Source organism: Segatella oris (assembly GCF_900637655.1).
GTDB classification, from domain to species: domain Bacteria; phylum Bacteroidota; class Bacteroidia; order Bacteroidales; family Bacteroidaceae; genus Prevotella; species Prevotella oris.
The window spans coordinates 1289423-1302873 of sequence record NZ_LR134384.1; the positions used below are offsets into that span (position 1 = coordinate 1289423).

Annotated in this window: 14 protein-coding genes; all 14 read left to right on the forward strand. The window is 40.0% G+C overall.

The genetic code is table 11. The features are described 5' to 3' along the window. The first annotated feature begins 9 nt into the window (after window positions 1–9). The 14 genes from EL210_RS05230 (at window position 10) to EL210_RS05300 (ending at window position 13289) form a co-directional block, all read left to right on the forward strand. Window positions 10–849, forward strand: a complete 840-nt coding sequence (locus EL210_RS05230) for an LpxL/LpxP family acyltransferase (RefSeq protein ID WP_025879631.1) — start codon at window positions 10–12, stop codon at window positions 847–849. 7 nt (window positions 850–856) lie between these two features. Then, entirely contained in the window at window positions 857–1330 is a 474-nt protein-coding gene (locus EL210_RS05235; RefSeq protein WP_018920759.1) for a pseudouridylate synthase, read from the forward strand. Between the two features lie 37 nt (window positions 1331–1367). After that, entirely contained in the window at window positions 1368–1799 is a 432-nt protein-coding gene (locus tag EL210_RS05240) for an acyl-CoA thioesterase (protein WP_025879633.1), read from the forward strand. Between the two features lie 23 nt (window positions 1800–1822). After that, a complete protein-coding gene (locus tag EL210_RS05245; RefSeq protein WP_018920757.1) occupies window positions 1823–3553 on the forward strand; it encodes a beta-ketoacyl synthase N-terminal-like domain-containing protein in 1731 nt (576 codons plus the stop codon). A 54-nt stretch (window positions 3554–3607) separates the two neighbouring features. Then, the gene (locus tag EL210_RS05250; protein ID WP_004374107.1) at window positions 3608–3868 is read left to right on the forward strand and encodes a phosphopantetheine-binding protein; all 261 of its coding nucleotides are present in this window, start codon (window positions 3608–3610) and stop codon (window positions 3866–3868) included. 33 nt (window positions 3869–3901) lie between these two features. Continuing rightward, window positions 3902–5680, forward strand: a complete 1779-nt coding sequence (locus EL210_RS05255; protein ID WP_018920755.1) for a beta-ketoacyl-[acyl-carrier-protein] synthase family protein — start codon at window positions 3902–3904, stop codon at window positions 5678–5680. After that, window positions 5668–6021, forward strand: a complete 354-nt coding sequence (locus tag EL210_RS05260) for an EamA family transporter (RefSeq protein WP_004378536.1) — start codon at window positions 5668–5670, stop codon at window positions 6019–6021. The genes EL210_RS05255 and EL210_RS05260 overlap by 13 nt, the downstream gene beginning before the upstream one ends. Before the next feature lie 10 nt (window positions 6022–6031). Beyond that, window positions 6032–6649 (forward strand): LolA family protein, encoded by a 618-nt coding sequence (locus tag EL210_RS05265; protein ID WP_025879634.1) that lies wholly within the window; start codon window positions 6032–6034, stop codon window positions 6647–6649. Further along, window positions 6624–7103 (forward strand): hypothetical protein, encoded by a 480-nt coding sequence (locus EL210_RS05270; RefSeq protein WP_004378534.1) that lies wholly within the window; start codon window positions 6624–6626, stop codon window positions 7101–7103. The genes EL210_RS05265 and EL210_RS05270 overlap by 26 nt, the downstream gene beginning before the upstream one ends. Beyond that, window positions 7087–7482 (forward strand): hotdog family protein, encoded by a 396-nt coding sequence (locus EL210_RS05275; protein ID WP_018920752.1) that lies wholly within the window; start codon window positions 7087–7089, stop codon window positions 7480–7482. The genes EL210_RS05270 and EL210_RS05275 overlap by 17 nt, the downstream gene beginning before the upstream one ends. A 351-nt stretch (window positions 7483–7833) precedes the next feature. Continuing rightward, the gene (locus EL210_RS05285) at window positions 7834–9411 is read left to right on the forward strand and encodes a 1-acyl-sn-glycerol-3-phosphate acyltransferase (RefSeq protein WP_018920750.1); all 1578 of its coding nucleotides are present in this window, start codon (window positions 7834–7836) and stop codon (window positions 9409–9411) included. Continuing rightward, window positions 9408–10889, forward strand: a complete 1482-nt coding sequence (locus EL210_RS05290; protein ID WP_018920749.1) for a phytoene desaturase family protein — start codon at window positions 9408–9410, stop codon at window positions 10887–10889. The genes EL210_RS05285 and EL210_RS05290 overlap by 4 nt, the downstream gene beginning before the upstream one ends. A gap of 17 nt (window positions 10890–10906) precedes the next feature. Next, window positions 10907–12409, forward strand: coding sequence for a phytoene desaturase family protein (locus EL210_RS05295; protein WP_018920748.1), 1503 nt, complete (start codon window positions 10907–10909; stop codon window positions 12407–12409). Then, a complete protein-coding gene (locus tag EL210_RS05300; protein ID WP_025879636.1) occupies window positions 12402–13289 on the forward strand; it encodes an alpha/beta hydrolase in 888 nt (295 codons plus the stop codon). The genes EL210_RS05295 and EL210_RS05300 overlap by 8 nt, the downstream gene beginning before the upstream one ends. Window positions 13290–13451 lie beyond the last annotated feature (162 nt).

A 13451-nucleotide genomic window follows, 5' to 3' on the forward strand; every position in this document is an offset into this window, starting at 1 on the left:
ACAGGTTGGATGCATAGATCATTAATTTGGTCTTTGCGGTGGATAGACGTGCGATTACTTTATGTGTTTACTTCACTATTCGTAATGCCAGTTTGTCTGCTGTTGAATACCAACCATAGCCGAACACATGCTTATCGTTATTTTCATCATCGATTAGGATATGGAAGGTTGCGTGCTGCATGGAATACATACATCAATCATTGTCTGTTCAGTCAGATAGTTGTTGATCGTTTTGCTGTCTTTGCAGGCAAACATTTCAAAGTAGAGATAGAAGGGTATGATCAGTTTCTTCGTTTAGAAGCGCAGGAGAAAGGCTTTTTAGTCTTTAGTTCTCATGTGGGATGTTATGAAGTCGCAGGCTATTCTTTGACTTCAAAACTCAAGCGTTTCAATGCTTTAGTGTTTGGGGGAGAGAAAGCTGCAGTCATGGAGGGACGTCAGGAGGTCTTGGAACAGCATAATATCCGAATGATTCCTGTAAAAGAAGATATGAGTCATCTCTTTTTAGTGAATGAAGCCATTGATAATAATGAGATTGTCAGCATGCCCGCAGACCGTATTGTTGGTTCAACGAAAGCTGTAACATCTTGTTTTTTAGGTGCACCAGCACGATTTCCTGCTGGTCCGCTTTCCGTTGCGACGATGAAAGGTTTAGATGTCTTGGCGGTCAATGTGGTGAAGGTTGCTTCAAAGCGCTATAAAGTGGTTGCCACAACACTGTCATACGATAAGGATGCTCCGCGAAAGGAACAGATGCAGCAACTATCAGATAGTTATGTGGCTGAACTTGAAAGAATCGTTCGTCGATATCCTTCACAATGGTTTAATTTCTATGACTTTTGGTCATAGATGAAGCATGAACGCTATGATTAAATTTGATGTAGAAAACCCGTCTGAGACTGATCTCCGTGCAATAGATATACATGAACTCTTGCCACAGCAGGAGCCTTTTGTCATGATTGGCTCATTGGTGTATTTCGACAAGACATTAATAGTTACAGAGACAAAGGTTCAACGTGATAATATCTTTGTGGATGGAAATCGTTTCTCGGCTTCTGGTTTAATGGAGAATATTGCTCAAACTTGTGCTGCTCGTATTGGATATGTCAATAAGTTTATCTTAAAGAAAGGCATTCAGTTAGGGTTTATTGGAGGGGTGCGTAATTTTGAAGTGATAGCATTACCTATTATCGGCGATGTAATAACAACTCGAGTTGAAGTGAAGGAAGAGGTTTTTGGCATGACCTTGGCAGAAGCTACGATTGTGTGTGGTGACAAGGTGTTGGTGACATCAGAGATAAAAATAGCCATAAAAGAGCATAATGAATAGAAAAGTTGAATAAAGTTGTAAAATATCCAGCATTAAGATGATAGAATTAAGGGCATCGAAAGAGTTTACAATCCGGTTCAGTGAGGTTGATTCCATGAATGTAGTATGGCATGGTTCTTATCCACTTTATTTCGAAGATGCACGTGAAGTCTTTGGAAAGAAATACGGATTGGAATATATGAGCTTTTTCGATAATGGATATTTTGCTCCTTTGGTAGAACTCACATTTCATTACAAGAAGCCTATAAAATATGGTATGACACCACGTATAGATATTATCTATCGTCCAACGGAGGCTGCAAAAATAGTTTTTGATTATGAGATACATGATACGGAAGATGATAGCTTGATAGCAACAGGCCATTCTGTACAAGTCTTTATGGATCTTAACTATCAATTAGTTTGGGATAATCCTCCTTTCTATCAGCAGTGGAAAGAGCGGTGGAAACAAGTGGAGGCAAGGAAATGAGAGCTAAAATGAAACAAAACGTAATGGTTTCCGTGTTAGCAGATAATGTCATTTCTCCATTGGGCGAGACATCAGAGGAGAATTATCAGGCTGTGAAAGAGGGGAAGTCTGCTATCCATGCTTATGCTCCTATGACTGCAGGTATACCTAATGGTTTTGTTGCATCTTTATTATCTTCAGACTTTGAAGAGCTTGCTTTTCGATCTGCACAAAAAGCAATAGATGCTTCTGGAATAAATATAAGTAGTACGCGCACTGTTTTTATTCTGAGTTCTACGAAAGGATCAATAGAGAAATTAGGTCAGACAGATGACGATAAACTTTATCTTGGTAATATTGCGCAACGCATTGCTACACGATTAGGTATACAGTTGAGTCCTATTGTCGTGTGTAATGCATGTATATCAGGGTTGGCAGCAATGATTTTAGCTTCGCGTCTATTGGTCTCTAAAAAATATGATTATGCGGTCGTTTGCGGAGGAGATTGTCCTGGTCGTTTTATTATTTCAGGTTTTCAGTCATTGAATGCTATGTCTGCTTTTTCTTGCCAGCCATTTGATATTGAGCGGCAAGGACTTAATTTAGGTGAAGCTGCAGCAACCGTTGTTTTGGGGCGTGAGATTACAACAAAGTCGGTCAATAATGGTTGCAGAAGGCAAGTGTGGCAGATAGGTCATGGCTACATCAAGAATGATGCATATCATATCAGTGCTCCGTCAAAGACTGCAGAGGGGTTGTATGAAGCATTACTGGAAACAAAGAATGGAATTGATAAAAGGAATATTGCTTTTATCAATGCACACGGTACGGCTACATTGTTCAATGACCAGATGGAGGCTATTGCCATTCATCGGGCAGAATTACAGGATATCCCAGTCAATGCATTGAAAGGTTATGTAGGCCATACGTTAGGTGCAGCTGGTATAATGGAAACCATTCTTTGTATGAAGTCTATTGATGACCATACTATTCTTGGTACACGAGGGTATGAGGAAATGGGAGTCTCCGGTAAAGTACAACTATCTTCGAAACATCAACCAACAAACAAAACATCTTTTATCAAGCTGTTGTCGGGGTTTGGCGGTTGTAATGCTGCGCTCTATGCCCAGTCTGTAGGAATAAAACCTCAAGAGTTTAGTGATAGTAAAACGAATGGTGGTGGGTCTGCTAATATTTCATATAGTGTAAAGAAGAAACATCGGGTGCATATTACTCCACAAGGTATATGGCTTGATAATAAAGAGTTTATAATTGATAAAGAAATCACTCAGAATGGTTTACTTACTGCGCTTTATAAGCAGATAATAGGTAACTATCCAAAATATTATAAAATGGATGGGCTTTGCCGTTTAGGTTTTGTTGCTTCAGAATTATTGTTAAAAGCAGAAAGGGATAAAGGCTCATTTACTGAAGATACAAACAAGACGAGAGCAATAGTTTTTTTCAATCGTTCGTCATCAATAGCTTCAGATAAGAAATATTTGGCTTCAATAGTAGAGAAAGATAATTATTTTCCCAGTCCTTCTGTTTTTGTTTATACATTACCGAATATTGTTACAGGTGAGATTGCTATCCGTAATGGTTATCATGGAGAAACCTCTTTTTATATTCTGCCTCATAAGAATGAGCTCTTGATGCAAGATATTATAGAAACAACTTTTATGGACGAACAGACCACTTCTGTATTGACGGGTTGGCTTGATTATGAAGATAGTGAACATTTTGAAGCAGATTTGTACATTGCTTATAAATAAAATGTTTAAGACTGAAATAAGATTAAAAAAATAATATTGCATAAAATAATAGTTATGATGGAAGAGTTAATTAAAGAACTAAAGGAAGAGATTATCAAGGTATTAAATCTCGAAGAGATGACACCGGAAGATATTGATGAAAATGATGCTCTCTTCGGTGATGGCTTGGGCTTGGATTCAATTGATGCATTAGAATTAATTGTCCTTATGGAGAAGAAATATGGTATTAAATTGGCTAATCCAGCAGAAGGAAAGAAGATCTTTACGAGCATTGCAACTATTGCTGATTTTGTGAGCAAGAACAGAAAGAAATAATATCTTTTCTTTATTAAAGTGTGAACGGATAAGATGAACATAGCAATCACAGGAGAAGGCATTATCTCTGCTATTGGTCTGAACAAGCAAGAGGTGCTACAATCATTGCTTGAGAAGCGGAGTGGGATAGGAGAAATGAAGTTTCTTCAATCAACTCATCATGAATTGCCTGTTGGAGAAGTTGGTCTGTCAAATGAACAGATGAAAGGAATACTTGGTATTCCTGTGTCTCAGATGATGAGCCGTACAGCTCTGATGGGTATCATTGCCATACAACAGGCTTTAGAGGATGCTGATATTAAGATTGCTGACATCTTAGAAAGGAAAAAGAATGGTTCTCCTTTACGTATTGTCCTCATCTCTGGTACAACAGTAGGAGGTATGGATCTTACAGAACTTTGTTTTGATGATCTTGATAAAGCAGATTTAGAATTCTTAAAGCATCATGACAGTGGAAGCTGTACAAACTTTATGGCTGATTACTTTGGAATCTTTACTGAAGTAACAACGCTGTCTACTGCGTGCTCATCGGCTGCCAATGCCATAATGTTTGGTGCGCGACTCCTGAAAGCTGGGGCTGCAGATATTGTCGTTGCAGGAGGAACTGAAGCTTTAACTCGTTTTCATCTCAATGGCTTTAATTCTTTGATGATACTCGATCATCATCGTTGTCGTCCGTTTGATAATACACGAGAGGGACTGAATTTAGGCGAAGGAGCAGCCTTTGTAGTTTTAGAATCTCAGGAGATGGCTACTCGTAGAGGAGTGGTTCCACATGCTTATCTAACAGGGTATGGGAATGCCTGCGATGCTTTCCATCAAACGGCCTCGTCAAATGACGGAGAAGGCGCGGTACTTTCAATGGAGTTAGCCTTAGAAATGACGCATTTGACTCCCAAAGATATCCAATATGTAAACGCGCATGGCACTGGAACGCCTAATAATGATGAGAGTGAGAGCGTTGCATTACAGAGAGTTTTCGGTGAGAATATGCCGTTGGTGTCCAGCACAAAGTCATTTACCGGTCATACAACAAGTGCATCTGGCGGTATAGAGACCGTTATTTGTATCTTAGCAATGCAACATAATTTTGTTCCAGCAAACTTGGGTTGGAACTGTCAGATGGCAAATGGCATTACTCCTACACTCGGAGTAGAGAATATCCACTTAGAACATATACTCTGTAATTCGTTTGGTTTTGGAGGCAATGATACCTCTTTGGTGATTTCAGCACATCCTGTTGAGGAAACTTCTGAACGAGAAGGCTGCGGAAAAGAGATTAAAGTTCTCTCTCATGTAGAAATGACCTCAGAGGCAGAGCTTGAAAATATTCGCAAATATGTTAAGCCTTTGGAAGCCCGTCGCTTAGGAAAAATCATGAAGGGCTCGCTTCTTGCATCTTTAGAGGCATTGGCTCAGGCTGGTATTGAAAAGCCAGATGCTATTATTACTGGTACGACGTATGGGTGTCTGGAGAATAGTGAACGGCTGTTAGAACAGTTAAAAGAAGAGGGAGAAGTTATGCTGAAACCCACCTATTTCATGCAAAGTACTCATAATACGATAGGAAGTAATATCGCTATCAAGACTCATTGTCATGGTTATAATGCTACATATACTCAAGGGATGCAATCTTTGAAATGGGCAATGCGTGATGCAGAATTACTCTTACAGAGTGGGAAGGTGAAAACCGTTCTTGTTGGTTGTCATGATGAGAGTACACCTCTTTTTAATTCTTTATTAAAGCGTATCGGACTTGCAGCAGAGCCTGCCATACATTCAATTGCAACGGTTTTGTCATGTGGAGAGTAATCATATTAGCAATCATCCAAAGTTCACTTTTGGCAGGAGGACAGGTGTTCTTGAAGTTTGCACTTCAGAAGATGCTTCCCTTTGGTTGGACACGAGCGTTTTGGTTTAGCTTACTGCTTAACTGGCAATTTGCATGTAGTGGTTTGTTTTTCGGGGCGAGTTCTATCCTTTGGATGTATATAGTGAAGCATTATCCATTGAGCGTAGCTTATCCGATGATTAGTTTGAGTTATGTGTTTGGGCTTATAGCAGCAATACTCTTTTTCCATGAGTCTGTATCAATGATGAAGTGGGTGGGAGTAAGCCTTATTATTTTAGGTTGCTGTTTAATAGCCAAGTAAAAGATGTAAAATGAAAAAGTTATTGTTATTTTTTATGGTTTTGTGTATAGCTAATGCCAATGCACAAAGTTTTAATGAGACTACTGTCAGGCAGCAGATAGAGAACGCTGCTGCAAATATGAAGACAATGCAATGTGATTTTGTGCAGACGAAGACACTCCGCATGCTTAATGATAAAATGGTGTCACGAGGCAAAATGTATTACCAACAAAGTGATAAACTTCGTTGGGAATATACTTCTCCTTATTCATACACCTTTATATTGAATGATTCAAAGGTCCTTATAAGTAAAGGTAAACGTAATGATGTCATTAATGTAGAGCAAAGCAAGTTTTTCAAGGAGATTGCGCGCATCATGATGAATAGCGTCGTAGGCAAATGCTTGAATGATAAGAAAGATTTTAAGGTAAGTCTTTCTGCAACACCGACAGAATACATTGCAACACTTTTTCCACAACAGAAACAGATGCAACAGATGTTTCAGAAGATAATCCTTCATTTTAACAGACAGCGAGCTATGGTTGCAAAGGTTGAACTTGTTGAGAAGCGTGGTGACCATACTGTTATTGAGATGAAAAACGTAAAAGTTAACAGTCCAATTAATGCAAAGGTTTTTACTATCAATTAGTATTCTCCTACTCTCTCTATCTTCTATGGTAGTGAGGGCACAGGAGTTTGTTGCGTCAGATCAGCAACCTTTACGGGATAGTATAGGTTGTAAGATGAAATATGCTACTACCATAGAGATGTCAAAGGGATATCTCAGTGGTATATCTGTGGTGGTAAGGGAAACTGATGTGTATCGTGGTGTGATATTTAATGAGTTTGGAATTACAGCATTAGAGTTTACATATCACCCTTCTGCAAAGAAAGTAAAGTTGGTGCAAGTTATAAAGATGCTTGACAAGTGGTATATCCGCCGCGTGCTCAAAAAAGATTTGCAGTGTGTGATAGAAAACTTACTGAAAGGAATTTCAACATATGAAGATGGGAAATACCATATTAAGTATGTGTTCTCATTGATGCATGACAGTGATAAACCTAAAGTAACGGAGGAAAACGCGAATGCAACTGAAGAATAATATCTATAAGATAATTGGTAAGGAAGACGAAAGCGGTGTCGTTGATTATACAATTCAACTCATTCCTTCTTGTTTTATCTATCAGGCTCATTTCCCTGGTGAACCTATCACTCCTGGTGTTTGTATTGTTCAGATTGGCAAAGAACTTATTGAAGAATTGTTGGCAGAACAAACATCAAAGCCTCAGACGTTGGAAATTATCAAGGTGAAGAATGTGAAATTTCTTTCTGTGATTTCTCCAAATGAAACGAAACAACTTGTTTATCAAGTTAAGAAAATGGACTTGTCAGAGGATGGAACGAAGGTTGAAGCGCAGGTGGTAGTACTTTCTGAGCACAAAACGATGGCTAAGATTTCTTTAGTGATGCAATGCGTATGATGAATGTGGATATAAAAGAACTATTGCTGTCCGGTAAAAACAGATTGGATGTCTGCAATCCGTTTGTCTATAAGCAATACAAACACTTTTACTCTGTGGGGGCTTGCATTTCACCAAGTATTAAAAAATGGTATCATCGTCTCGTCTCGGCATTGGGAAATCTCGGAAAACGGAAAAATGGGGCTTCGGGGCATCCCGAAAGGTTGAAATTCAGAAAAACAATGTTTCGGGATGTCCCGACGAGTTGTTTTCTTGAAAAATGAGCTGTCGGGGAGTCCCGAAACTCGAAAAATCTGAAAAACAGGTTTTCGGGGAGTCCCGAAACATATTTATCACTTAAATTGCAGACTTATGGAAATCAGAACAATCCAAAAAGACAGGAAAGAGGGTGCGTCAAAGTTTAATCTTCGACATACCCTTTTATACGCGGGAAAGGGTTTGCCGGACAGCAATATAAAAGAACAGTTAAGGCGCAGGTCTATCTGTGTTGTTATTCCTACTTACAATAATGGGGGAACCATAAAAGCTGTAGTCGAGAAAACTCTTTGCTACTGCGATGATGTTATTGTTGTTGCAGATGGTTGTACGGATAATACCATGGATATACTACATGGAATTGCTCATATTACAATTGTTTCATATCCGCAAAATAAAGGTAAAGGCCATGCCTTGAAAATGGGATTTAGGAAAGCATTGGAGGCAGGATTTTCTTATGCAATTACTCTTGACGGAGATGGGCAGCATTATCCTGAAGATATCTTACTGTTCTTAAAAGCCAATCAGGAATTTCCTCAATCATTGATTATTGGCAATAGGCAGTTAGAAGGTGCGGATCGTTCTGGAGGAAGTAAGTTTGCAAATCAGTTCTCTAATTTTTGGTTTTATGTGCAAACGGGTAGGGCATTAAAAGATACGCAAACAGGATATCGTCTTTATCCTTTGCGAAAGTTGCATGGATTATCATTGCTCACTTCACGTTATGAGGCAGAGTTGGAGTTGCTTGTTTTTGCATCGTGGCACGGTGTGAAAATTGTTTCTGTTCCTGTTGGAGTTTATTATCCTCCGCGTGCAGAGCGCGTAAGTCATTTCAGACCGGGTGTGGACTTTGCGAGAATAAGTATGCTTAATACTGTATTATGCATTTTGGCTGTTGTTTATGGTATGCCTTTACGTTTAGGTAGACTGTTTATGTTATTCCTGCGAACGGCTTATTCCTTATTATTCTTTCTTTTTTTTACGTTGGTAATCTTTACGCCCTTTGTTTGGATTTACACGAGGTTTGGAAAGATGACCGAGAAGAAGAGGTATCGTCTTCACCTGCTTATTTATCATGCATCCCGATTTGTGATGATACATCATGGTATACCAGGAACAAAGTTTCACTACAAGATGCCTGATGGCTTGGATTTTAACACCCCCCGAATTATTATCTGTAATCATCAGTCTCATCTTGATTTGATGTGTCAGTTGGTTTTCACACCGAAAATAGTTTTCCTTACCAATGCCTGGGTTTGGAATAATCCATTTTATGGTTCTCTTATCCGCAATGCAGAATATCTGCCGGTTAAAGAGGGAATAGAAGAGATTATGCCTCATCTACGTTCGCTTATAGAGCGTGGTTACAGTATAGCAGTTTATCCGGAAGGCACGCGGTCTAAGGATTGCAGGATAGGGCGGTTTCATCAAGGAGCTTTCTATTTGGCAAAAGAGTTTAATTTAGAGGTCCTCCCAATGTATCTTTATGGACCAGGAAAAATACTTCCTAAGACAAGTTATCATTTACATAAAGGAACATTCTGTATAGAGGTGGATAAACCTTTAACACAGAATGAACTTTCTGCAATGGGTGATTTGAAGAAACAAGCTTCAACGATGCGTAGGCGATATATACAGAAATATGAAGAGATAGCTAACAGATTGGAACAATGATAAAGCAAGAGAAGGTTGTTATTATAGGTAGTGGTCTTGGCGGTTTATCGTCTGGTGTAATCTTGGCAAAGAACGGCTACGATGTAACTGTATTGGAACAAGGAAATCAGATTGGTGGATGCTTGCAGTGCTTTACACGTCATGGTGCAAAGTTTGAAACAGGCATGCATTTCATTGGAAGTGCTGCACCTGGCCAGACCTTGAATAAGTTGATGAAATATTTAGAGATAGATGAGGAAGTGACACTTTCACAACTTGATTCTCAAGGATATGATGTTGTGGCTTTAGGTGGGAAGCAATATCAGTTTGCTAATGGAAAAGAAGCTTTTGTTAAGAAGATGTCTGAATATTTTCCAGATCAACATGCCAACTTGGTGAAGTATTGTGATTTGGTTGAAGATATAGCCAATGCATCTTCCTTGCATTCCCTAAAGTATGCCGAGTCTGATGCAGCGCTTAATATGGAGTATCAGTTGCGGTCTATCAATGAAGTAATAGATGAGATTATCACCAATCCCACTTTAGCTAAAGTGCTGGTTGGAAATCTCCCTCTTTATGCAGCAGAGAAGGATAAGACTCCTTTCTCCACACATGCCTTTATCATGGATTTCTATAATCAGAGTGCGTTTCGGGTAAAGGGCGGTAGTGATAAGATTGCTTTTGCATTGACTGATACCATCAAGCGTTATGGTGGGGAAGTGCTAACGAGGAAGAAGGTAACTAAGATTATTTGTGATGAAAGTCATGCGGTTGGCGTTGAAGTGAGTAATGAAGAGGTCATACCTTGTAATATTGTCATTTCTGACACACATCCAATGCGTACATTGGAGATGCTTGATACAAAATTAATTCGTCCTGCTTTTCGTAAAAGAATCAATAATATTCCGCAAACCGTAGGAGGCTTTTCTGTTTATTTGCATTTCAAGGACAAGACTGTTCCTTATCTTAATTATAACTATTATGGTTATCAGTATGAAAGTCCTTGGGATTGTGAAAAGTATACAGAAGAGAGTTGGCCTAAGGGGTTTCTCTATATGCATTTTTGTCCAGACGATGATACACAATATGCTTCCACGGGCGTCATCCTTTCGTATATGCAGATGTCTGATGTAGAAAAATGGAGAGGAACTTCTGTTGGTAAGCGGGGGAAAGCGTATGAAGAATTTAAGAAAGCAAAAGCAGAAAAACTTCTAAGCGTGTTGGAGATGCATTTCCCTGGGATACGTTCAAAAATTCAAACCTATTACACTTCAACCCCTCTTACGTATCTTGATTATACAGGAACAGAAGGAGGCTCTATGTATGGTAATGCTAAGGATATCAACTTGGGGAGTGCCTGCAGGGTTCCACAACGGACAAAGGTTCCCAATGTTTATCTTACAGGGCAGAATATCAATTCGCATGGTATGTTAGGTGTCTTGGTGGGTGCAATTGTTACCTGTAGTGAATTATTGTCAGCAAAGACAATCTATGAATAGATAAAGGAGGCAAATAAATGAGAACAGCAGTAATCATAGGTGGCGGATTAGGTGGTTTATTTACTGGAGCAATACTGTCCAAAGAGGGTTTTAAGGTTACGGTCTTGGAGAAGAATACAACAGTAGGTGGCGGCCTGCAGAACTTCAAGCGTTTTGGCTTGAAATTCGATACAGGGATGCATGTTATTGGGGGAATGCGTCCTGGAGGCAACATCTATCGTATCTGTCAGTATTTAGGTATAGTAGACAAGGTGTCATTGATGAACGTCGATGACGAATGTACCGATAGTTTGTATTTCGCAGAAGATAAGCATACTTATCATATACAAAAGGGGAGGGAGGGATTTGTAAACTCTCTGGCAGAGCATTTCCCTAACGAAAAAGAAAATCTTAAAGCTTATGTAGATGCCGTATTTGGTCTTGTAGATGAGATAAGTCTATTTCATCTTCGTCCATCTTCTGACATGCTGACTACGCACTCGGATAATTTCATGATAGCGGCAGATGCTTTCATTGCAAAGTATATCAAAGATCCTAAACTTCGCAGTGTTGTTGCTTACATGAATCCCCTCTATGGTGGACGGGGAGATGAAAGTCCTGCCTTTGTCCATGCTATTATCAGTTCGCTTTATATGCAGGGGGCAAGTCGATTTGTTGGCGGGAGTGATAAGTTTGCCGACTTGTTGGTTTCTGTCATCGAGTCGGCTGGTGGAACAATCCATAAAAACGAAGGTGTTGAGTGGGGCGAAGTAAACAATCGTCATATAGATTTCGTAAGGACCAATAAGAATAATCAGTATCAAGCCGATTACTATATCTCGGCAATTCATCCATGTGCTTTGTTAAAGCTCTTGCCAGAGAGGGCTTTCCCAAAAGCTTATCGTACAAGGCTTGATTCTATTCCAAATTCTTATTCTGCTTTTTCTGTATATATCAAGTTGAAGCCCGATACCTTCCCCTATATCAATCACTCTGAATATTATATGACGAGGTATGATGAGATATGGAATTTTGGAAAGCCAGATAAACAATGGCCTTTAGGATTTCTCTTTATGACTCCTCCGGAAGAACATCAAGGCCCTTATAGCACCAAGGCTTTGATAACAGCTCCTATGTTGTACGAAGATGTGGCACAATGGGAGGATACTAAGGTGGGCAGGCGTGGTGCCGATTATGAAACTTGGAAAGAAGAGAAGTCTCAATTGCTGTTAAACAAAGTAGAAGAGTTTCATCCCGGTTTCAAAGCTTGTATTGATGAGATAAATACGGCTACACCTCTCACCATTCGTGACTTCTACGGAGCGAAAGAGGGCACGATGTGTGGCTTTAGTAAAGACTATAAGAACATGGTCGCCTCTCAGCTTCCTGTGGTTACAAAGGTTGATAATCTTTTGCTGACAGGGCAGAATAATAACCTTCCGGGCTTCTGTGGTGTTCCGCTCACAGCAATCAATACTGTTGAGGCAATCTTGGGAAGAAATTATATTGTGAATAAGATAAACGCTATAGTCAATGAATAGGAAACGTTATGTGATATTATTCTTTCTTTGTCTTAGGCTGTTGTTCGTTGATGCACAGAACAACGGCGTAAGTGTTAATATCTGGCAGGGGACAGGCATCAGAAAGGCTGTTCCACTGACTCCTTATTTGGCAGAGGGGAATAATAATGCTGCTGTCATTGTCTGCCCGGGAGGAAGTTATTTTTGGCATGACATGGAAGCCGAAGGAAGAACAGTAGGGAAATGGCTGCAGAAAAATGGCATTTCGGCTTTTGTCCTGCGTTATCGTACGGCCGGTTTCTGGGCTTATTTCACTCATTTCCGATATCTTTTCAGAGGAAACCGATATCCGGATGCATTGAATGACTTGCAGCAGGCAATGAAATATATACGGGCTCACGCTCGGGAATATGGTATTAATCCAAACCGAATTGGTGCAATGGGGTTCTCTGCAGGAGGCCATCTCGTGATGTCAGCGGCAGAACAACTGTCAGCGGCAGAGCGCCCGGCTTTCGTCGTACCTGTTTATCCTGTTGTAACAATGGTCGATAGATGTGTGCACAAGCGCTCTCGTCGGGCTTTGTTGGGCGACAGCCGAAAGAACAATCAACAGTTAAGAGAGAAGCTCTCGCTTGAACGGCATGTTCCTCAAGATTGTCCTCCCGTGTTCTTGGTTAATTGTAAGGACGATCCGATTGTGAAATATCGCAATTCCGAATTGCTCGATTCTGCTCTGACAAGCCGCAAAATACCTCATCGCTATATACAGTATAAAACGGGTGGACATGGCTTTGGGGCAACAGAACACAAGGGAACGGCTGAATGCAGGCAATGGAAAACAGAGTTTCTGAAATGGCTTACAGCGCTTAATATGAATAATTCAGACCATAATGATCCGTGAATTCGGCTTAAGCATTAAGTTCCGATGGAGCGGCGGAGGTAAAAAAAGGTTCGTCCGAGGCCTCGGACGAGCAGAAAACAAGATAAATTGGCTTTCCGAGGGCTCGGATGAGCAGGAAATAGGAAAAAACAGCTTTCCGAGGGCTCGGATGAGCAAGAAACA

What these genes read in the sequence shown, in the direction of transcription:
- EL210_RS05230 (WP_025879631.1), top strand. Translation starts at nt 10, where the DNA reads ATGCATAGATCATTAATTTGGTCTTTGCGGTGGATAGACGTGCGATTA.
- EL210_RS05235 (WP_018920759.1), top strand. Translation starts at nt 857, where the DNA reads ATGAACGCTATGATTAAATTTGATGTAGAAAACCCGTCTGAGACTGAT.
- EL210_RS05240 (WP_025879633.1), top strand. Translation starts at nt 1,368, where the DNA reads ATGATAGAATTAAGGGCATCGAAAGAGTTTACAATCCGGTTCAGTGAG.
- EL210_RS05245 (WP_018920757.1), top strand. Translation starts at nt 1,823, where the DNA reads ATGGTTTCCGTGTTAGCAGATAATGTCATTTCTCCATTGGGCGAGACA.
- EL210_RS05250 (WP_004374107.1), top strand. Translation starts at nt 3,608, where the DNA reads ATGATGGAAGAGTTAATTAAAGAACTAAAGGAAGAGATTATCAAGGTA.
- EL210_RS05255 (WP_018920755.1), top strand. Translation starts at nt 3,902, where the DNA reads ATGAACATAGCAATCACAGGAGAAGGCATTATCTCTGCTATTGGTCTG.
- EL210_RS05260 (WP_004378536.1), top strand. Translation starts at nt 5,668, where the DNA reads ATGTGGAGAGTAATCATATTAGCAATCATCCAAAGTTCACTTTTGGCA.
- EL210_RS05265 (WP_025879634.1), top strand. Translation starts at nt 6,032, where the DNA reads ATGAAAAAGTTATTGTTATTTTTTATGGTTTTGTGTATAGCTAATGCC.
- EL210_RS05270 (WP_004378534.1), top strand. Translation starts at nt 6,624, where the DNA reads ATGCAAAGGTTTTTACTATCAATTAGTATTCTCCTACTCTCTCTATCT.
- EL210_RS05275 (WP_018920752.1), top strand. Translation starts at nt 7,087, where the DNA reads ATGCAACTGAAGAATAATATCTATAAGATAATTGGTAAGGAAGACGAA.
- EL210_RS05285 (WP_018920750.1), top strand. Translation starts at nt 7,834, where the DNA reads ATGGAAATCAGAACAATCCAAAAAGACAGGAAAGAGGGTGCGTCAAAG.
- EL210_RS05290 (WP_018920749.1), top strand. Translation starts at nt 9,408, where the DNA reads ATGATAAAGCAAGAGAAGGTTGTTATTATAGGTAGTGGTCTTGGCGGT.
- EL210_RS05295 (WP_018920748.1), top strand. Translation starts at nt 10,907, where the DNA reads ATGAGAACAGCAGTAATCATAGGTGGCGGATTAGGTGGTTTATTTACT.
- EL210_RS05300 (WP_025879636.1), top strand. Translation starts at nt 12,402, where the DNA reads ATGAATAGGAAACGTTATGTGATATTATTCTTTCTTTGTCTTAGGCTG.